Below are 20,238 nucleotides of genomic sequence, written 5' to 3' on the forward strand. Positions count from 1 at the left end.
TACTGATTGATAACATTAGATATATAGGGTATTAATACTGTTATAACTAATTGAAAATGTTTCGGGGTAGATATAATGCAAAGACGACGCTTACAACGAGCACAATTAACAGAAAAACGAACTTATAAAATGTATAAAAAAGGACGCCTGTGGTTAATTGCCGGGTTGAGTACTTTCACTTTGGGTGCTAGTCTGCTACCGATGACGGGGCGGGCAGACACGACTAGTACGCCTGCTGAGAAACAGGGGACGAGGACAGAGACAACTGGCAACCAAATCACATTGGCTAGTAAGTCGGTTGGTAGTAGTTCGATGGCCAATGATGGCGAAGAAAAAACTAATAACAGTCAGGTAGAGACGAGTAGTGAAGCTAGTAATGTTACTGCATCGACTGAAGCTAAGTCAACGGAATCAACGACTCAGACTGTGGTTGATTCCACCGTGACTAGTACGGCTACTGAAACAACACGTGCAAACGGTGCTACTAATCAGACCAGCAAAATGTCCATAGTCGATACGACGTCTAACAACACAGAACAGAATCAAGCAGTAGGTGGTACAACAGACAGTACGGCAAGTACCGCAACTATTGAGGATCAAGCTAAGGCCGCCAACAGAGCAACCACTGATGGCAAGATAAATACGGCTACAGTAGCTACGAAAACAACTACAACTGCCAGTTATGCAACCGCGGATATTAGTACGAATACCATTCGCAGTGCGCAAAAGCTAGCACGAGCTACTGTGGCCACCGTTGCGACAGTAAATTCAGCGACTAAGACGTATGATGGTAAGATAGATACACCAAATCGCTATACGATTACGCTAACTGACGGAACTAAGGCGCCCTCAGATTGGGCTGTAACGAGTACTGCGAATGTTTATACGGTTACTGACTTAACGGACGTTGATACGTCCAAGTTTGGATCGAGTGTTGGAACATACACATTGGCACTCTCAACGGCTGGAATTACTAAGCTAGCTGAAGCTAATAGTAGCGCGGATATAACGGCTGCTAACGTGGTGACAGGAACACTAACAATCAAGCAAGCTCCGGTACCGACTGCGATAATTACCATTGGTTCAGCTAGTATTGACTATGGGGATGCTAAACCAAGTACGTATACAATTACGGTGCCGAGTCAGTATGCAGTTCCCAGCACCTGGACGTTAGCTAGTTCGGCTACTGATGGAACGACTAATACTTATATGATTGCAAGTTCTAGTGGCGATGTTATAGTTCCCACAGCAACCCAATCTGGAACGTATCAGCTTGTGTTGTCAGATCAAGGCTTGACAGCTTTACAACAGGCTAATCCTAATGCTGCTATTACTGCTGATACGATTATTGCTGGTAGTTTAGTTATTGCGGCACATGACATTATTACGATGGGTGCGACGACAATTGTCGTTAATAAAACGACTAGTACGGTTCCGGTGACGGTCAATAGTCGTACTATTGTGGTTCCAACAGGTTGGACAATTCGTTACGATGATATTCAGACTGATGCGATTGTGTATGACGTCCCCGTTTCCGATACGACATATTCGGAAGCGGTTAATACTGCTGTGGTTGATAAATACACCATTACATTGACTGATGATACGATAGAAACATTAGCTAACCTTAACAGCAGTACGACTTTTAATAGTACGACGGTTGGTAAGGGCGTAGTGCTTGTCAAGGCTAGTGCCGCAGTTGCCATCTCACCTGCAAACTATGGCGCGCAGGCTAGTGCCGAAACTCCGGTAACAGGGCTGACAATTTCACATGCCCGAACAAAGGGAATTGATTTAGCATATGGTCAGGCGCTGTATTTGATCTTGCCGCTTATTAATATGAATCCATCAGGAATGACTGTGGCTAATCTTACTGATTATGTTATTATTCCATCTGGTTTTAAGGTTGCTACTAATAGTGAAGGAGCTATTAACATAGCGACTGATCCAAGTAGTGTGTTAACGTCTGCTATTGAAGCAATGATGACGAAAAATGATGTGACCTATCAGGGGTTAAAGGTGACCCAACTGACAGACTACAGGGGTCGCCAAACATTTAAAATTCATTTTGATAAAACCACTGTTTATGACGGTGGTGCATTTGCAACGCTAAAATATGCATTATTACCGGTCATTGCTGTTCAAAACACTGGGGTGACTAGTGGTTTAATTGGTAATCAAGTTTCAAGCCCGGATTCGGCGGTGGTTTATGTTACTGATGATTCTAATGAAAATAATGGTAGTTATTCGTTGAATTTGCAAAATTATACTAATATTGACAGTGTCGCTGATGCATTAGGAATTGCGGATGCTGTCACGATTGGTAGTGGTTTCACAAGTTACCTATATCATTACACGCTATCGGCCAAAACGATTACCGATACTTATAGTTTAGTAGGAAACGATGGCACGTCATTAGGCGAAGTAACTTTTACGGGCGACAGTGGTAAGACGTATGTACCGATGACTAAATTACCCATGACAATTACACAAAATGGCGTGACGTATTATTTGAACACTAGTGCAGTTTCGTTAACTCAGACATATTCTGGTGATAGTAATTCAAATTACACAGTTACTTACCAGCGCTACGTCACAACGACGACTGATACTGCGGCCAAGATAACGATTGCACCAGCTTCAAAAGTCTATGATAACAACGCCACGACTGATCCAAGTCGCTATACGGTATACTTGCCAACTGAATATACGGCCCCAAGCGATTGGACTGCTGATAGCGCGGCGACGGCTGTGGATGGGACGACGGCGTACCAAGTCAGTACCGACTACCTTAACACCACTGCAATCGATCAAAACGTGGGCACTTACGCTGTCACGCTGAATAGCGCCGGGATGGCAGCCTTATCCGCTGCTAATCCAGATTTCTTGATTGCAGGCGATGTGAATGTTGGTGGGACTCTGACGATTACTCAACGTCCAGTGACGATTACTTTGCCGGATACGATTCTGTGGGCCAATGGTCAGGAACAAAATATTACGCCGGTCATTACTGGTGTTGTTGCGGTGCAAAGTTTGGATTACACGTTAACGTCAGGGTTAACTGATCCGGACACGACAACCATTACGGCCACGCTGACGAATGCCGCTGCTAATAGTAATTATAAATTGACGAATTCACCTAGTGGTCAGTTGACGGTGGGCGCCGTAACGGTTGTCTATCAGTATGGGTACCGCGACAAAGCGGGGACGCTACACGTGGTAACAACGGCTAATGGAACGGCGACGCACGGGACTGATGTTACCGCTAAGGACTATTTGAGCTACACCACGAGTGATACGACTGCTACGCATGCCAAAACTGGTTATACGTTACAACCAGAAAGTACCGGTTACCAAGCCGATGGCACTCTAGCGGACGTTGGTGGGCAGGTCGTGTACACCTATTTAGCGAACACCGAAAAGATTGCGGTCGTTTACGTCGACCAAGATAAGAACAACGTGATTTTAAAACAGATTCCCCTCAGTGGGAGCTTTGGCACACCCACGAATTATACGACAGCGCAGGACATTGCGGCGTATGAAAAATTAGGCTACGTGTTAGCTTCGGATAAGGTCCCAGCGCCGCTTGAGTTTGATCAGGATACTGAACAGACCTACTACGTATACCTGAAACATGGCACCATCACGGCGACGGTTGATCAGCCAGGTAACGTGGCCGTTAGTGATTTGATGAAGACCAGTCAGCGAACGATTCATTACGTTTATGCTGATAACACACCCACGGACTTAGCGGATGTGCTTCAAACGGTCACGTATACGCGCACGGCAACGGTGGATGCGGTGGATAGAACGGTCCTTTCGTACGGTAATTGGACGACCAATGTGAATAGCTATCCGGCCATTGAGTCGCCGACCATTACTGGTTACACGGCGGATCAAACAACCATCGCGGCGGCTGTACCCGCTAGCATGGGCGAGACTACGGAAACAACGGTCCGATACAGCGTTAATTCTGAAACGATCCGGGTTCAATTTGTCGATGGAACTACGGATAACCAAGTCTTAAGTTATATTGATTTGAATGGGAAATACGGTGATGCTGCCGACTATACGGTCACTGCTGATATCGCGAAGTATGCAAAATTAGGCTATGAACCAGTTAACTCGGACTTGCCTGATCAGCTGATTTATAAGCAGAATACCCAAGTTTATACGGTTACACTAGCGCATCGTCACGTGACGGTCAGCGTTGATCATCCGGGCCAACCTGGTCAGGCCATCGATGCTGATTATCCAGCCGGTCCTAAATATCCGGCAGGCACTGGTCGTGATTCGTTGGAACAAACAGTGACTCGGACGATTACGTATCAATATGCGTCAGGTGAATCAGCGGCTGAAACGGTTAACCAGTCGGTCACGTTCAATCGCACGGCAACTTTCGACATGGCAACGGGTAAGCAGCTGACTTACGGTGACTGGACAGTGGCACCTGGTCAGTCAGCACTATTGGCCGCGGTCACGTCACCAACGATTACAGGTTATCAAGCCAGTGTTACAGAAGTCGAAGCAGCGTCGGTCACTAGTCACGATAAGCCGCACTTGATTGCAATCACGTACACGGCCAAATCACAGACCGCAACCGTTGCGTTTGTGGATGTAACGAGTGGTAAAACACTACCTACGATGGTAGTAACTGGTGCTTATGGCACTACGAATAGTTATTCGCCCGTTTCACAAATTGCTGCGTATGAACAACTGGGCTATCGATTAGTTTCGAATAATGTTCCGACGACTGGTATCACCTTTGATCAAAATGACGTCATTAAGTCATACACGGTCAAGCTAGCGCATCAAATGACGACGGTCACGCCAACTAAGCCTGGTCAACCAGGTCAACCAGTTGATTCCGCTCATCCAGAAGGGCCCAAGTACCCAGCTGGTACTGGGCTTAAAGATTTAACAACTAGTGTTCAGCGAGTCATTACCTATGTTTACAATGATGGTCAAACTGCGGCGCCAACCGTCACGCAAACGGTCAGTTTTGAGCGCAAGGCGACCTTTGACCAAGTGACAAAGGTGGTGACGTATATGGATTGGCGTACACCTGAATCAGCGTTGACGGGGGCATACGCAGTCGTTGAATCGCCAATAATTGCTGGCTACACCCCGAACGCAACCCGTGTTGCTAGTGTAACTGTCAGTGCCAAAGATACTGAGTCGCGACAAACGGTTACTTACCAAGCAAATCTGGAAACGGCGATGGTGACTTATGTCGATGCCACGACGGGCCACCGACTGGGTACAAGCGTGACGTTAACCGGACGATTCGGTACGCAAGCGGATTATCAACCAACGACAATGATTGCGCAGTATACCCAGGCAGGCTATGTCTTGATGGGGAGTGATTATCCGGCAACGGGTGTTACTTTTAATCAGGCGGGCGTCGTTCAGAAGTATACGGTGTACTTGGCTCATAACAAAATCGTGATTACGGCACCAGATCAGCTCACCAAAACGATCACGCAAACGGTTCACTATCAGGATCAGGCTAGGCACACGCTTCAAGCTGATACGATCCGGACGCTGACGTTCACGCGTTCTGGGATTGAAGATGCGGTGACTGGTGTGGCAACGTATCGTGACTGGGCACCGACCGGGTTGAACTTTACAGCCATATCTGCGCCAACAATTGCGAAATACCATGCGTTGACGGCGACCACTCAGGCCGTAGCCATCACGGCTGCTAGTGCTGATGATGTCCAAACGCTAACATATGCGCTGGACGTCCCAACATCGATAAAGCCAGGTAAGCCGACAACATCGGACGATTTAATCAAGCCAACGACGAAACCAATCACGGCTGCTAAACCAACGCAACTCACTAAGCCGGCAATGGTTGTGAAGGCTGTTCAAGCCACAACTGGCAACCAGACGCCAGCTAAATCGACAAGGACGTTGGTATCGAGTCGCATTAAGGCTGTCAAAACAGCTCCGGTATCAGCAGTCATCAAGCCGGGAAGTAAAGTAACGGAGCCGGCTCACAAGGCTCAAGCAGATACAACGAGTCGATTGCCACAGACTGGTGAAACGCGGTGGTCTGAAATGGCTGCTGAAACACTAGGGCTAACACTAGCAACATTATTGCTGGGCTTTGGTGGCTTGAAGCGTAAGCGGCATGAAAAGTAATGAATTTTTTTAACTGTGCATAACAAAAAACGCTTAACATCCTAGCATTGGCGAAAAGTCAATGGGAATAGGGCTTGTTAAGTGTTTTTTGTTGTGTTTAAGTATCAATGGATTGATGTTCAAAGTAGTCGATTTTAGTTGCCAATAACTGATCGATTGCTTCCAGATGCCGGATGCGATCCCGAATGACTTGTTGGTACTGCTTGAAAGCGACTACTTTTGCTTGACCATCTAGTGCTAGATGGGCTGGTGTCAATAGACTTAAATCGAGATCTAAGTCCCGAAATATTTTAATGAGTTGGAGTGTTTCCAAGTTTTTGTGGGAATATTGACGGTAATTGTATTGGTTTCGCTGAACATCAGGCAGAATGCCAAGGTGCTCGTAATATCGTAACGCATCCTTAGTCATTCCAGTCATCGCGGTGACTTCCTTCGTAGTGAAGTAATGCTGTTGCTCAGGAATTTTAAACGTTAACAAGAGCGTCTCCTTAATATTGAGAACTGAGTCTCCATAAGTCGTTGGCCTTAGAGCGAGTGTACTGCTTAGATAACCGAACTTGACGTAGGCGGTCATCGTAGAAGTGTCCACTTGTGTGAGTGAGTTCGGGAGCAGTAGCTAACCATGCACCAATCGGGGAATTTTTGCGAGAGAAACTTTCACCCAGTATCCGACCAGCCAAACGACTCACCCAACTACCGCCAGCACCAAAGTTAGAATCTGGGACATAGCCGGGGTGGAAAATGTTGATTGTCACGTTGGTTGCTGTTAAGCGTTCACTGAGAGCTAACGTGAGTAGTACGCGCGCAGCAGTGGCCTGGGCTGTGACGGTCATGGCATTGTACTTGGATGTGGCCGGGGCGTCAAAGTCTGGAAGACTCACTTTAGCATGGTTAATCACGAATGGCAGGGCACCAACCAATAGAATGCGCGCTTGGTCACTGTGCTTTAGCAACGGTAACAAGGCTTGAATGGTCCAAAAATGGGTGAGGTAATTTAAAACTAGGTTCAAATCATAACCATCTGCCGATAAATGTCGCTCAGGTAGCATCACACCAATACTATTGAGTAGAATATCGATGTGATCCGTCATGGCTGCAAGCTGATGAGCAAATTGTTGAACACCAGTTTTGGTACTCAGATCGGCCAAAGCCAATTGGACAGCTTGATTGCCAGTTGCTTGACTAATATCGGCTTGAGCCTGTCGTCCTTTGTCAGCCCGACTGCCAACGATAATCACATGATAGTTTTGGTTGGCAAGGTCAATTGCGGTGTGTTTACCAACGCCAGAAGTCCCACCAATAATAACAGCTAATTTTGATTGCATGTCAGTCACTCCTTCAATTCGATGATTATGCGCAAGTATAAACTATGGGGTCGACCCGATAGCAAGCATTAAATTAATTATGACGTGCAGTAGTTATTGGCGATTTAAAACATAATCAGCAGAGTTCTTCTATGCTTTAAACCTATGAATGTGTATTTAACATAAGCATTTCACATATATAGTGAACGCTCGTATACTGAATTTAACTTAATAAGGGAGGGACGCATCATCAAAGCAAAGTATTTAGATCAAGATTATCTGCAAACAATTCAGCCAATTGTCGATGCTAATCAGCGCCGCATTCAAGCGTTGAATGTAACCCGGGAACCAAGTGAAATTCGTGAACGTCTTGCGGAGATAACGGGTCAAACTATCGATATTTCAGTCGAGATTCGCGTGCCACTGTGGACAGACTATGGGCGGAATTTAAAAATCGGCAAACGTGTTTTTATTAATGATAATGTTCAGATCACTGATTTAGGCGGGATTGAATTAGCGGATGACGTGCTGATTGGTCCGGGTGCGATGTTACTATCCGTTAATCACCCGTTAGATCCTGCTAAGCGGCATGCGGTTGAAGTTCAGCCAATTCACATTGAACGAAATGCCTGGATTGGTGCTGGTGCCAAGGTATTAGCTGGCGTCACAGTTGGTGAAAATGCTGTTGTGGGTGCCGGCGCAGTTGTGACAAAATCAGTGCCAGCAAATACGGTGGTGGCCGGCGTCCCTGCTAAAGTAATTAAAACAATTGAGCAAGTAGATTAACGGAGGTTTTATAAAGATGAGTATTAAAGGTAAAGTGGTTGTTATTACGGGTGCGTCCAGCGGTATTGGTGCCGCCACGGCCAAGTTGTTAGCGGCTAAAGGCGCTAAAGTTGTATTGGGGGCGCGTCGAGAAGAGCGGTTACAGGCCTTGAGTCAAGCGATTGGTGACAACGCGGTCTATCAAGTAACTGATGTAACAGATCGGCAACAAGTTCGCGCTTTGATTGACTTGGCCGTTTCCAAGTTTGGGCGTGTCGATGTGCTATATAATAATGCCGGTACGATGCCCCAGGGTAATCTGAGTGACCGTGAATACGATAAGTGGCAGATGATGTTGAACGTGAATATTATGGGGGTTTTGAATGGAATTGGTGAAGTATTGCCAATCATGCAAAAGCAACATGATGGTTTGATTATCGCAACGGATTCAGTTGCCGGACACGTTGTTTATCCCGCATCAGCGGTGTATAACGGGACTAAGTATGCGGTCCGGGCCATTATGGAAGGCTTGCGGCAGGAAGAAAAGGAACACGGAATTCGTTCAACCATCGTGTCGCCAGGTGCAGTTCGGACGGAGTTGGTCAATACGATCGGCAATACGCAAATTCAGGCCGGTATCAGTGAGCTGATGAATGCGGACGATCGTCAAGGATTGGCTTTAAATCCGGAAGATATTGCTAACGCGGTATTATTTGCGATCGATCAGCCTAAACACGTCGCCATTAGTGAAGTGTTAGTACGGCCAGCACAACAGGAAGTTTAATCATTAAATCAAGTGATTTAAATAGTCGCGGCTTATCTGTAAGATAGGTCGCGACTATTTTGATAGGTGCTACTGATTAGATAAGTCTACATGTGGAGTGGATAATAACGTTAAATACAACGACATTTTTAGACAAGTGTCGCTATCGTGAATAGTATGGATACTTTGTTGCTGTCTTTGCGCTGTGATCATCGTTAAGATAGAAGGCAACGAAAGCCTCGAATTAGGTGTGTCACAAGTATTGAATATTGAGGATTAACTAAAATAGTGCATATGAGCGGAGATGGTTATTGATGAAAGTGTTTATAACAGGTGGTACGGGATTTGTAGGTAGTGCGGTTGTACAAGAATTAGTCGCTAATGGTTTTGAGGTCGTCGGACTAGCTCGTTCTGAGACGAGCGCTCAAAAACTCATTAGTTGGGGGGCTCAGCCTGTACGCGGAAGTTTGACTAGTTTGTCAACGTTGGCGACGGCTGCTGCTCAGGCAGATGCCATTATTCATTTGGGCTTTAACAATGATTTTCGGCATTTTTTTCAGGCTGGTGCAATGGATCGGCGGGCCATTGAAACTATGGGGCGTGCCATTAGTGGGACTAATAAGCCGTTGGTCGTTACGTATGGGACGACGGGCATTAGAAAGCATGTCGAGACGGAGCATGAAGTCGCGGATACTGGGCTACTCAAATGGCTCACACCGAGAAAATCTGAGATCGTCGCACGTCAGTTAATGGCTCAAAATATCAATGCGTTTGTCGTACGCTTATCACCGGCTGTTCATGGTGCGGGTGATAAGGGCTTTACTAGAACAGTGATTGAGCGTGCTAAAAAAAGCCACCGTGCTGAGTACTTTGGCTTAGAAACACATGCTTGGAGTGCTGTTCATCGGTTAGATGCGGCGCACTTGTTTTATTTAGTCACGATGTATGGCCTTGAGCATCCAACAACTAACGAGCGCGTTTTCAACGCAGTTGCCGAGGAATCGATCACAACCGCGGCCATTGCGCGTACGATTAGTCGTAAGTTAAATGTTCCATTAAAGGCTAAGTATAATCCACTGAGTTTTGGCGACACAGCGATGCTTTACCTAATCAATTGTCCGACCTCCAGTCAGCTTACACGACAAATATTAGGTTGGGTTCCAGTACAACCAGATTTATTAACTGATATTAGTAGTTCACGGTATTAAGTGGGTTACTAAAAATATTGTCCAAGGTAGCCGTATCCGTGAATATATTATAAGGCGCATTGCCCACGGTTATCCATAAGGTGAGTCCCTTGATACGGCCAACAGCTAGAAACCGGACTAGTCGTTGATCATCGTCAACAGTATCTTTACACAGATGGATTAGATAATTCAGGAATGCATCGCGAAAGGCGTCATCGTTAAATTGATGACGCAATGTTTCTTGAAAACGCGCATTGCCGAATGAGTTGAGCGTTTCAAAAGGATGTGTGAAGATCTGGTCAATAGTTAGCTTCGATTGCTGCCGCTTTTGTTCAAATAGGGCTTCCAATAAATCGTACTGATCTTGAAAGTGCTTGTAAAAAGTTGACCGATGGACTAACGCTGCATCCGAAATATCTTGAACGGTGATTTTTCGAAAGGGCTTGTCACTCAGCAGGTTTTCATATGCCAGTAGAATCGTGGCCTGCATCCGTTGATTTCTTTGATTAGCCATTACGAATACCTCCTCGAAATTTAATAGAATACGATTAGTATAACCTGTCCGGTGTGCCGATACAAAGATGTGGTGTAAGCATTTGAAATTCAGAGCGCTTATAAGCATGTGCCCTGCGGCGGTATAGTCAAGGGACTAGAATTGGTAAGCCAACCAAATATTTTAATGATTAATCGTAAAAAAACGAGTGCAATAGTTGGTATGTTCATGCATACGACACGATTGCACTCGTTTTAAGGTTTATTTATCTCCGCACTAACAGGTAAATAAAATATGGCGCTCCAATCAATGCGACGAGCACGCCGGCTGGCAGTTCAGTGGTCGTGGTGATTAGTTTTCCTAAGGTATCGGCAGCGAGTAATAACGTACTCCCTAACAGACCAGCTAACGGCAGCTGATAGCGTTGTCGGGACCCCACGATTCGTCGTGCCAGGTTGGGGGTAATCAGGCCAATGAAACTGATACCGCCACTAATGGCGACACTGACGCCGGCTAACATGGCGGCCACGCTAATCAATCCCAATTGTTGGCGTTTCAAGTTGATTCCCAATGTTTGGGCAGTGGTCGTACCGAGTGTAAAAGCGTCGAGAACGGGTAATTGAATGAATAGAATACCACTACCGACTGCCAGCCATGGAAGCGCCCAGCCGATATAAGACCAATCAGTGCCCCACAAACTACCGGCCAACCAATTCATGACAAATTGATAGTTATCAGGTGATAATTTTAGTGTCATCAACACCATTAAGGCTGAAAAACAGCCGGACAAGGCGACGCCGACCAGTAACAGGCGCTTAGACGAGATCCCTCGTTGACGCTGATTCGCTAATAAAAAAATCAGGGCCGTACTTAACCACGCCCCAGCTAACGCAACGATAGGTAAACTCAGCGTTAACGAAGCGTTGGTGCCTGCACCAATAATGAGTAACATAACGGCTAGTCCAGCGCCGTTATTAATTCCGAGTAGACTAGGGTCGGCCATTGGATTGTTGGTGACCGTTTGTAAGACGTTACCGGATAATGCCAGGGCCCAGCCAACCATGATAGCGAGCACGATCCGTGGTAAGCGAAAGTTGACTAAGACTAGCATGTCGGTCGCATTACCGCGACCAGTTAAAATTCCCAGCAGAGCGGGCCAGCTGATGGTCATTGTACCCGTACTAAGGTTGAGAATCGCTAGTCCGAGCATGCTAGCAGTTAAGAGCAGTGACCAAATAATTAAGCGACGATTAGGGCTCATGCTTTCATCGGCTCCTTTCGTGCAAGGTAGATGAAGCACGGTACCCCGATTAAGGAGATAATGATGCCAAAGGGCGTTTCATGTGGCGGATTAACTAGCCGTGCAATCAAATCCGCACCGACCGTCAGTGTTGCACCAAGGATCAACGTTAATGGCATGCTATTGCGGTAATTAGCGCCCGCTAACCAACGCGCCATGTGGGGAATCATCAGGCCAACAAAAGTAATCGTGCCAACTAATGCCACTGAGATCCCGGATAAAATGACGGCACAGATGAGAGCTAGGCCTCGCAGTAATGGGAGACTTTTCCCTAAACTCTGTGCATTGTCGTCAGTAAGATAGGCTAAGTTTAGTTGCGGTGCGAGTAGTAGGGTCAGTAGCAATCCCAAGACTAGTCCTGGACCGAGAAACTTTAATTGTGTCCAGCTGACGGCACCCAGGCCACCGAAATACCAGAACGCGAGGTCCTGTTTGAGCTGCAACACAAGGGCCAGCCCTTCGCTCAGAGCTGTTAATAGGCTACTGATTGCAATCCCAGCGAGTACCAGAATCGTGGGATCGAGTTGAACATGGCGGGCGGTGCTGATACTGAAAATCAGTCCGGCACTGGCTGCCGCACCAATAATGGCCCAACCAGTCGTTTGTAAAGTTGATAACTTTGGAAAAAAGGCTAAACACAGCGTTAGCATTAAGCCCGCTCCCGCGTTAATCCCCAGTAAGCCTGAATCCGCTAACGGGTTACGCGTCACTGCTTGCATTAGGGCGCCGCTACCAGCAAGAGCTGCCCCAATCAACGCCGCTCCAAGGACGCGGGGCACACGAATGTGCCGGATAATTTGTTGATCAAGATTGCCAGTGTGTGTGGTCGTCAGGGCGTGCCAGACGGTGGCCGTACGCATCTGGTCAGCGCCAAATCGCAAACTGAGCCCCATGACGAGAATGAGTACGCCGGTACTAAGTGCCAGCCACCCCCAATATCTGGACGTTGACTTCATGCGGGGGCCACTTCCTGACAGCCGTTATAGGTCAAAATCAGTGGGGTACCGTGGTAGTCAACGAGGGTGGCATCAATATTGAAAATTGTTTTTAAGTTAGCGGCCGTCATGACGGTGGACACGGGACCGTGGGCCAAAACGTGACCGTCCTTGAGCGCGATTAATTGGTCAGAGATGCGAGCCGCATGGTTCAAGTCGTGTAATGCCATAATGATAGTTCGGTGGGCCTGTTCGTTGAGCTTTTTGACGAGTTGCATCACTTCTAATTGGTGAGTCAAATCTAAGTAGGTGGTGGGTTCATCCAGAATAATCGTGTCAGTATCTTGAGCAACGGCCATGGCGATCCATGCCCGTTGACGTTGTCCGCCAGAAAGGGTGCTTAGGGGCCGTTGGCGTAAATCTTGGAGGCTGGCCTGAGTGAGCGCCCATTCGATTTTTTGATGGTCAGTTGTGGTGAGCCCACTTAACGGCCGCCGATAAGGTAAGCGGCCAAAACTCACCAGTTCTTCTACGGTGAGATCGTTAGCCGTTTGGTTTGTCTGTGGTAAGACTGCAATCTTTTTCGCAAAAGTTTTGCTTTTGATTTGTTGAATGTTTTGATGATCCAGTAGAATAACGCCGGTTGTTGGTGGCAATAGGTGGGCGATGGCACGAATGAGGGTCGATTTACCGCTACCATTCGGGCCAATCAGCGTAGTGATCTGACCATGCGGAATCGTAATTGATAGCTGATCGACGATAACCTTGTCGCCATAACCAATACTAATATTTTGGGCTTCAATGGTATTCACAAATAGGATTCCTTTCTTAAAGTTAAGCGTTCAAGGAGGTTCGCTTAATAAGTTAACTAATTTTGTTTAGTTGTGCACAATCTTATTTTGCCAGCTTGTTTGTTGGAAAACGTGATTAAAACAACTGCTAACTAATAATTAGTGTTCAATTGATAGTCTTATCTTAAATGTTTTTATTGACAATTGATAGTGTTTTCACTAATAATTTTGGTAGCGCTTGAAAGGTGGAGACAGTTGTGACAAAACGGTGGCAAATTGTAAAATTGGGATTAGTATTGGGGTTAATGGGAAGCCTACTATTAGGGGCGTGCGGTGCGAAGCAGCCGACAAGTACGACAGTTACACGAACCGATTATTTGAAGCATAAGGTCAAGGTGCCGAAGCATCCGAAACGGATCGTGGCGAGTTATTTGGAAGATGATTTAGTGGCTTTAGGCATTAAACCGGTCGTGCAGTGGTCGGTCAAAAATGGTAGTGGTACGCAGGCTTACTTGAAAGAGCAGTTGAAAGGGGTGCCGCTAATTGACTATTCGTTACCATATGAAGCGGTGACCAAGGCCAAACCGGACTTGATTCTGATGGGGACGAGTAGTGCGGTCGCCAATGGCAAGTATGCGCAATATAATAAAATCGCCCCGACCTACGTGGTCAAAAATGGGACTACGGTAACGTGGCGCCAAACTTTCCTTGATGTGGCTAAGGTGGTTAATCGCCAGGCTAAGGCCAAAAAAGTCCTTGCTAAGTATGACAAGCAGGTCCAAACGACGCGACAAGCGTTGAAAAAGTCTGGTCAGCATAAAGTGGCGGTGTTGTGGGTCACCAATAATACGGCCTACATGGTCAATGATAATTCGGCCAGCGGGGCCTTACTGTATCAAGATTTACAATTGGGTGAACCAAGTTTAGTTAAACAAGTGTCTAAGTCGGCCACGGCGGATTGGTCGGCGGTCTCGTTAGAAAAGCTAGCTAAGTTAGATGCGGATGATATTTTCTTAGTGAATAGTCAAAAGAGTGCGTCGCTATTTAAGGACCCGCTGTGGAAAAATATCAAGGCCGTGAAAAACAACCATCTGTACCAGTATGGTGACAGTAGCAGTTGGCAGTATTCGGGACCAATTGCTTATTCACAAATGATTGATATGGTGAAGACGGACTTGTTGAAATAATAGTTAGTCAATCATTATAACGAAAAATAATAGGATTGAGATAAAAATTTAAAACGCGTAAATTACTCACAGTAAAATAAGTAATTTACGCGTTTTATTGTCTATAGACAGCGGTAATCATCAGCCCAACGCGTGTTGATAGGCGGGGACTAATAAATCATCGACAAGTAGATGAAGGGTGGCATCAGTAATCGGTTCATTAGCAAAAGCACGGTAGCGAAGCCAGTCGAATGGCATCAGTTGTAAGTCGCACGATAAAGTTCCCGTACGCAGTTCCCCACGTTGCTGTGCACGCTGACACACGCGTTCAATCGCATGGGCATCAATCTTTTTCACAGCATTGAGCAAGTCCTTAACTTCTGGATTTGCTTGTTGATCTAGGTGGTGAAACCAAGTGATAACCAAAGCTTGATTGAATGTATTAATACTGACAGTGAAGCGCTTGAGTACTTGGAATAAATCTTCAGAAAGTGTCTGACCGGTCAAGTTCACTTCGTCTAGTTGACCATGGTTTTCCGTAATGATTTGGTCCTGGATAGCCGCAATTGCAAGCTCTAGTGGTGAACGCCAGCGTCGGTAAATGACAGGCTTACTGGTGCCGGCCTGTTCCGCGACGTTAGCGAACGTCAATTGTTCAAGACCATCTTGATTTAAGATGTCACGGGCGGCTTGATAGATGGCGTTTTCGAGTTCAGCGCCACGACGACGTGTTTTAGTCATGTAATCCCTCTTTTTAAATAAGATACTTTAAGTTTCTTATTGACTTTTTCTTTATATAGCGTATTATACCAGTTATGCAAATAAGACACTTTTAGTTTCTTAATTAGGAGGATAATATGCAAGCAAAAGCAAAAATTTCAAAAGCAACTATGACGATTGCCTGGGTCGTAGTGTTTGGTGCGATGGCACCATTATTAGATTCAACCATGATCAACATTGCCATTAACAACTTAGTGACTAGTTTTCATAGTAGCGTGACGACGGTCCAGTGGGCAGTTACAGGTTATTTACTGGCAACGGGGGTCGCGGTGCCATTTTCCAGTTGGTTACTCAATCGATTTGATGGTAAAGCAGTCTTTGTGGCTGGTGAGATTTTGTTTGGTCTTGGCTCGATATTTGCAGCCGTAGCACCGAATATTCAACTATTGATTATCGCTCGGTTAGTTCAAGGTTTTGCGGGTGGCTTGATTATGCCACTCTTGACGACCTTGCTTGTGCAAACTGCGGGTGCAGCAGTGATGGGCCAGATGATGGCAACAGTTGGGCTACCCATGATTTTAGGACCATTAATCGGACCGGTCATTGGCGGAATCATTATCAAATTTGCATCGTGGCATTGGATTTTTTGGATCAATGTCCCAGTAGTCTTGATTTCAATCGCTTTGATTTTGTGGAAGATGCCGAATTATCCGGCACAAAATCGAACAGCGAAAATGGACTTTATTGGTATCTTGCTACTAATTGTGTCCTCAAGTGCTATCATTTATAGTTTGGTTAATGCCGCGCATACTGACCGTTTTAATAACGCGACAAGTATTGAGATGTTAATTCTAGGGGCGATAGCGTTGATTAGTTATGTCGTATGGGCCGCTTGGCAAAAAGAACGGGCGGTAGTGCCACTGCACTTATTTAAGTTTGCATCATTTGATGGTGCTGGCTTAGGATTGTTTATCGCTGGGACGGTATTGAACGGCGCAATGTTGTTACTACCACTCTATTTTCAAAACGTTCGGGGAATGAGCGTGATTAACGCCGCTCTAGCGCTATTACCTCAGGGAGCGGGAATGCTAGTTTCGCGGACGTTAACGGGAAGGCTAACAGATCAAATAGGCGCTAAGTACGTGGTTCTGGGAAGTGTCGTCATCACGTTTGTCGGTACCTTACCGTTTTATTGGTTTGGTCAACAGACGTCTTACTGGATTTTGGCACTTATTTTATTTGTGCGGGGAATTGGTGCTGGTGGTATTTTAATGCCGTTAATGGCCGATGCTTATACAGGAATGCAACCTGGACAAGTGCCAGCTGCAACAATTGGGACCAGAATTATCCAAAATATTGGGAGTGCGTTTGGATCCGCTTTGATTACGACGATTGTAACGGCGTATTCCACACACCAAGTGAATGTGTTTGAACGACACCTAAAAGCAGGAACGTATCACGTCGACGCAGCTCACTTACAAGTCTTTACAACAAGCCATTTGCAAGCAATTCGCTTAGCAGCGTTTCAACAAGGCTTTCTAGTGATTGCAATTGCCGCAATAGTTATTATTTTGCCAACCTTATTGCTGACTAACAAATTGAAGGCGGCGAAGTAACAAGCTAGGAGAAAAAATAATTAAATCCGCTTGACTTATAGTCGGCTCTAACAACTATTATTAGTTTCGTTGGCAGATGTTTTTAACTATAATTCATCAAAAAGGGGATAACAATTATGAAGACAATTCAAATTGGCGCTAGTCAGCTCAAAGCGTCTGCGGTTGCGCTGGGTATTATGCGGATGGTTCGTTTAGATACCGATGCGGCAGCGAACGTCTTAGAGACCGTTCATGACCGGGGCGTTAACTTTATTGATTCAGCGGATATTTATGGTAACGGTGATTCGGAACGGATTTTCGGGCAGGCATTAAAACAGTCGAGTTTAAAGCGTGAAGACTTTTTTATTCAATCTAAAGGTGGTATTGTACTCGATCCTGAGAAGAGTTCTGGTGAACTAGTCTTTGGTCAACGCTATGACTTTTCTAAGCAGCATTTGATTGCAACGGTCGATAAGATCTTGCAACGGATGCAGCTGGACTACCTAGATTCGTTTCTATTACACCGGCCCGATCCGCTGATGGATCCCGCCGAAGTCGCCGCGGCGTTTGATGAATTGCAAGCTACTGGTAAGGTGCGTCACTTCGGTGTTTCCAACTTTAACCCGATGCAAGTCGAGATGTTACAAGCGGCAGTCAGCCAGAAATTGATGATCAACCAATTACAATTTGGTGTCATGCACACCGGTCCAATTCAGTTTGGGTTGCACACGAATATGCAGGATACGGCTAGCCTTAATCATGATGGCGAAATTATCGAATATTCGCGGCTACACCACATGACGATTCAAGCTTGGTCACCCTATCAATACGGCATGTTTGCTGGGACCTTTATTGATAATCCGAAGTTTCCAGAATTGAATGCGAAATTACAGGAATTGGCTGATCAATATCATGTGACTAAAAATGCGATTGCGACGGCTTGGATTTTACGTCACCCGGCCAATATGCAGGTCATTTTAGGTTCAATGAATCCGCAACACCTTGATGAGAGCATTGCGGGGACCGATGTGACGTTGACACGCCAGGAATGGTATGACGTTTACTTTGCAGCGGGCAATGATTTACCTTAATTTGAATAGTCCTTGTGATGATTAATTAATCATAATAGGTTTAGGTTCTTTCGAAACGGTTACTAGTCTCGAAAGAACTTTTTTGTGTGGTGCAATTGTGGTTGTTATAACTTGGTGTATTGATCAATTGCTGAATAAAGTCAGAATTGACTTTATTGGTAGTTAAGCGGTATTAATCATAAAATTGAGTAATGATAGATTATAAGGAGGAACGATTATTTGAACAAGGCAAGATTAGAGGCGTTTACAGATGCGATTATCGCGATTGTTTTAACGTTATTAGTATTAGACTTACCGCGGCCTCAAACTCCTTCAGTGCGGGCACTCTTTGCGGAATGGCAAAGTATTTATGTTTATATCATTACATTTACATTATTGATTTCAATTTGGCTTAATCATCACGATTTATTCGTGCAGGTCAAAAAAATCGATCGGGTTGTTTTTTGGGCGAATAGTTTCTGGTTGCTATGTCAGTCTTTTATTCCATTCATGGCCTCATGGATTACTAAATTTCCGCATTCAAAATGGCCCGCAGTATTTTATATTCTTACGGGTTTTGTTTGGATGTTGGCTTATCAGTTACTAGTAGCCGCCGTTAGAAGATTAAATCCACACATTCATCGTATGAGTAGTCCGGCATTAAGTGTTGTTTTTGGTGGCTTTTTAGTGGTTCTAACAGTCGCGTTAATTAATCCCGATGTGGGCTTGTTCCTAATCCCCGTTCACGCATTTGCTAGTGTTATTTTGGCGACTAAACGTAAGTGGCATTTACGCAAGTATTTTTAATATAAAGATGAAATTAAAAAGTAGGCTCATATCTGGTTTAGGCTAGTATCGCAATGATAACGAACGACAACGCCCGCAAGGTTGAATACTGAGTCCAATCTTGCGGGCGTTGCCGGTTAGTATTTAGTTGGTGTTAGTAGGAGTATGCTTATGGTTTGGTGACGATTCCTAGGTCAATCATAGATTGGGCGGTTGCAATAATCGATTCCGCAGCGGGACGGGGATGCCAATCCAACAATGTTTGGGCTTTATGATTGCTCGTTTCCGCGTAGGTGCCAACTAGTGAGGCGACCATTCGCAATTCTGGTCGGGCCTTAGCGGCTAGCTTAACCGCTGCATTGGGAATGGTTTTGGTTGGTAGCTGACTGGCAAAAGCTGGAAAGGCCTGTCTTAAGACATTTGCAACGTCAAGCATGGATAGCGTCTCACCCGTTGTGGCTAGAAAACGTTCGCCGTTAGCTTGCGGTGCGGTCATGGCAAGCAAGTGCAGACTAGCCACGTCACGAACATCAACATAACCGGAATCAACGTTTGGAACGGCTTTAACTTGGCCTTCTAAGAATTGTTGGATTTGAATATTGGAATGTGAATATTTGGCGGACAACACCGGACCCATGACGGCAACGGGATTGACCGTTGTTAATTCTAACCCGCGGCCCTCATGGTTAATAAAGTCCCAAGCTGCTAATTCAGCACGTGTCTTGGATTCTTGATAAGGATGGATCGCTTTCCAGTTGAGATCAGACCAGTCAGCTTCAGTGTAGGGGGTCGTACGATTTTTGTGACCAGCAAAGATGGCCCCGTACGCAGACGTTAACACGACTCGTTTAACGCCCGCATCACGACTAGCAGTTAGAACCCGCCGAACACCGTCAACGGCTGGTCGGATCATTTCAGCTTTGTTTTTGAAGTTGAGCTTTGGGGTTGGGGAAGCGACGTCGATCGCATAAGTGGCTCCGGCCATCGCTTCCGACCAGTGTTCATCATGCGCCAGGTCGGCCACAACAATTTCGAGAGCTGATAAGTCGGTGATACCACCATTGGTCAGCATTTCTTTAATAACGGGTGCTTTGGCTAATGAGCGGACCGTTGTGCGGACGGCGTAGCCTTGTTGTAATAATTGACGAATGATATGAATGGCGATAAAACCGCTACCACCAGTGACGACGACTAATTGTTTTTGCATGGGACTACC

The 20,238-nt window shown here is 45.8% G+C and carries 16 protein-coding genes; 8 read left to right on the forward strand and 8 right to left on the reverse strand.

Going from position 1 to position 20,238, the window contains the following annotated elements; all coding sequences use genetic code 11:
- Positions 1–75: 75 nt before the first annotated feature.
- Positions 76–6,147, forward strand: a complete 6,072-nt coding sequence (locus tag E5260_RS02265) for a mucin-binding protein (RefSeq protein WP_003642359.1) — start codon at positions 76–78, stop codon at positions 6,145–6,147.
- 97 nt (positions 6,148–6,244) lie between these two features.
- On the opposite strand, the gene E5260_RS02270 is transcribed toward E5260_RS02265, so the two are convergent.
- Positions 6,245–6,625, reverse strand: coding sequence for a MerR family transcriptional regulator (locus tag E5260_RS02270; RefSeq protein ID WP_003642358.1), 381 nt, complete (start codon positions 6,623–6,625; stop codon positions 6,245–6,247).
- A gap of 10 nt (positions 6,626–6,635) precedes the next feature.
- A complete protein-coding gene (locus E5260_RS02275) occupies positions 6,636–7,472 on the reverse strand; it encodes an SDR family NAD(P)-dependent oxidoreductase (RefSeq protein WP_003642357.1) in 837 nt (278 codons plus the stop codon).
- A 309-nt stretch (positions 7,473–7,781) separates the two neighbouring features.
- On the opposite strand from E5260_RS02275, the gene E5260_RS02280 reads away from it, so the two are divergent.
- The 3 genes from E5260_RS02280 (at position 7,782) to E5260_RS02290 (ending at position 10,187) form a co-directional block, all read left to right on the forward strand.
- Complete coding sequence (locus tag E5260_RS02280) at positions 7,782–8,237, forward strand: DapH/DapD/GlmU-related protein (protein WP_003642356.1); 456 nt, start codon at positions 7,782–7,784, stop codon at positions 8,235–8,237.
- A 16-nt stretch (positions 8,238–8,253) separates the two neighbouring features.
- Complete coding sequence (locus E5260_RS02285) at positions 8,254–9,000, forward strand: SDR family oxidoreductase (protein ID WP_003642355.1); 747 nt, start codon at positions 8,254–8,256, stop codon at positions 8,998–9,000.
- Between the two features lie 293 nt (positions 9,001–9,293).
- On the forward strand, positions 9,294–10,187 hold the full coding sequence (locus tag E5260_RS02290; RefSeq protein ID WP_003642354.1) for an SDR family oxidoreductase: 894 nt from the start codon (positions 9,294–9,296) through the stop codon (positions 10,185–10,187).
- On the opposite strand, the gene E5260_RS02295 is transcribed toward E5260_RS02290, so the two are convergent.
- The 4 genes from E5260_RS02295 to E5260_RS02310 all read right to left on the reverse strand — a co-directional run bounded on the left by E5260_RS02295 (position 10,168) and on the right by E5260_RS02310 (position 13,706).
- A complete protein-coding gene (locus E5260_RS02295; protein ID WP_003643401.1) occupies positions 10,168–10,680 on the reverse strand; it encodes a TetR/AcrR family transcriptional regulator in 513 nt (170 codons plus the stop codon). The genes E5260_RS02290 and E5260_RS02295 overlap by 20 nt on opposite strands.
- Positions 10,681–10,924: 244 nt before the next feature.
- Positions 10,925–11,920: a FecCD family ABC transporter permease gene (locus tag E5260_RS02300; RefSeq protein WP_003642352.1), complete on the reverse strand. Its 996-nt coding sequence runs from the start codon at positions 11,918–11,920 to the stop codon at positions 10,925–10,927.
- Positions 11,917–12,915, reverse strand: a complete 999-nt coding sequence (locus E5260_RS02305) for a FecCD family ABC transporter permease (protein WP_003642351.1) — start codon at positions 12,913–12,915, stop codon at positions 11,917–11,919. Before E5260_RS02305 ends, E5260_RS02300 begins: the two co-directional genes overlap by 4 nt.
- The gene (locus tag E5260_RS02310) at positions 12,912–13,706 is read right to left on the reverse strand and encodes an ABC transporter ATP-binding protein (protein WP_003642350.1); all 795 of its coding nucleotides are present in this window, start codon (positions 13,704–13,706) and stop codon (positions 12,912–12,914) included. Before E5260_RS02310 ends, E5260_RS02305 begins: the two co-directional genes overlap by 4 nt.
- 284 nt (positions 13,707–13,990) lie before the next feature.
- On the opposite strand from E5260_RS02310, the gene E5260_RS02315 reads away from it, so the two are divergent.
- On the forward strand, positions 13,991–14,872 hold the full coding sequence (locus tag E5260_RS02315; protein ID WP_050430864.1) for an ABC transporter substrate-binding protein: 882 nt from the start codon (positions 13,991–13,993) through the stop codon (positions 14,870–14,872).
- 120 nt (positions 14,873–14,992) lie between these two features.
- On the opposite strand, the gene E5260_RS02320 is transcribed toward E5260_RS02315, so the two are convergent.
- Positions 14,993–15,592, reverse strand: a complete 600-nt coding sequence (locus E5260_RS02320; protein WP_003642348.1) for a TetR/AcrR family transcriptional regulator — start codon at positions 15,590–15,592, stop codon at positions 14,993–14,995.
- 116 nt (positions 15,593–15,708) lie between these two features.
- Here E5260_RS02320 and E5260_RS02325 point away from each other — a divergent pair, with 116 nt between their 5' ends.
- The 3 genes from E5260_RS02325 to E5260_RS02335 all read left to right on the forward strand — a co-directional run bounded on the left by E5260_RS02325 (position 15,709) and on the right by E5260_RS02335 (position 19,043).
- Positions 15,709–17,187 (forward strand): DHA2 family efflux MFS transporter permease subunit, encoded by a 1,479-nt coding sequence (locus E5260_RS02325; RefSeq protein WP_003642347.1) that lies wholly within the window; start codon positions 15,709–15,711, stop codon positions 17,185–17,187.
- 116 nt (positions 17,188–17,303) lie between these two features.
- Complete coding sequence (locus E5260_RS02330; RefSeq protein WP_003642346.1) at positions 17,304–18,257, forward strand: aldo/keto reductase; 954 nt, start codon at positions 17,304–17,306, stop codon at positions 18,255–18,257.
- A gap of 219 nt (positions 18,258–18,476) precedes the next feature.
- Positions 18,477–19,043, forward strand: coding sequence for a TMEM175 family protein (locus tag E5260_RS02335; RefSeq protein WP_003642345.1), 567 nt, complete (start codon positions 18,477–18,479; stop codon positions 19,041–19,043).
- A 148-nt stretch (positions 19,044–19,191) separates the two neighbouring features.
- On the opposite strand, the gene E5260_RS02340 is transcribed toward E5260_RS02335, so the two are convergent.
- Complete coding sequence (locus E5260_RS02340; protein WP_003642344.1) at positions 19,192–20,229, reverse strand: SDR family oxidoreductase; 1,038 nt, start codon at positions 20,227–20,229, stop codon at positions 19,192–19,194.
- Between the last annotated feature and the right edge of the window lie 9 nt (positions 20,230–20,238).

This window comes from Lactiplantibacillus plantarum, from assembly GCF_014131735.1.
GTDB lineage: Bacteria > Bacillota > Bacilli > Lactobacillales > Lactobacillaceae > Lactiplantibacillus > Lactiplantibacillus plantarum.

What these genes read in the sequence shown, in the direction of transcription:
- E5260_RS02275 (WP_003642357.1), bottom strand. Translation starts at nt 7,472, where the DNA reads ATGCAATCAAAATTAGCTGTTATTATTGGTGGGACTTCTGGCGTTGGT.
- E5260_RS02285 (WP_003642355.1), top strand. Translation starts at nt 8,254, where the DNA reads ATGAGTATTAAAGGTAAAGTGGTTGTTATTACGGGTGCGTCCAGCGGT.
- E5260_RS02300 (WP_003642352.1), bottom strand. Translation starts at nt 11,920, where the DNA reads ATGAGCCCTAATCGTCGCTTAATTATTTGGTCACTGCTCTTAACTGCT.
- E5260_RS02305 (WP_003642351.1), bottom strand. Translation starts at nt 12,915, where the DNA reads ATGAAGTCAACGTCCAGATATTGGGGGTGGCTGGCACTTAGTACCGGC.
- E5260_RS02290 (WP_003642354.1), top strand. Translation starts at nt 9,294, where the DNA reads ATGAAAGTGTTTATAACAGGTGGTACGGGATTTGTAGGTAGTGCGGTT.
- E5260_RS02295 (WP_003643401.1), bottom strand. Translation starts at nt 10,680, where the DNA reads ATGGCTAATCAAAGAAATCAACGGATGCAGGCCACGATTCTACTGGCA.
- E5260_RS02340 (WP_003642344.1), bottom strand. Translation starts at nt 20,229, where the DNA reads ATGCAAAAACAATTAGTCGTCGTCACTGGTGGTAGCGGTTTTATCGCC.
- E5260_RS02320 (WP_003642348.1), bottom strand. Translation starts at nt 15,592, where the DNA reads ATGACTAAAACACGTCGTCGTGGCGCTGAACTCGAAAACGCCATCTAT.
- E5260_RS02325 (WP_003642347.1), top strand. Translation starts at nt 15,709, where the DNA reads ATGCAAGCAAAAGCAAAAATTTCAAAAGCAACTATGACGATTGCCTGG.
- E5260_RS02265 (WP_003642359.1), top strand. Translation starts at nt 76, where the DNA reads ATGCAAAGACGACGCTTACAACGAGCACAATTAACAGAAAAACGAACT.
- E5260_RS02330 (WP_003642346.1), top strand. Translation starts at nt 17,304, where the DNA reads ATGAAGACAATTCAAATTGGCGCTAGTCAGCTCAAAGCGTCTGCGGTT.
- E5260_RS02315 (WP_050430864.1), top strand. Translation starts at nt 13,991, where the DNA reads ATGGGAAGCCTACTATTAGGGGCGTGCGGTGCGAAGCAGCCGACAAGT.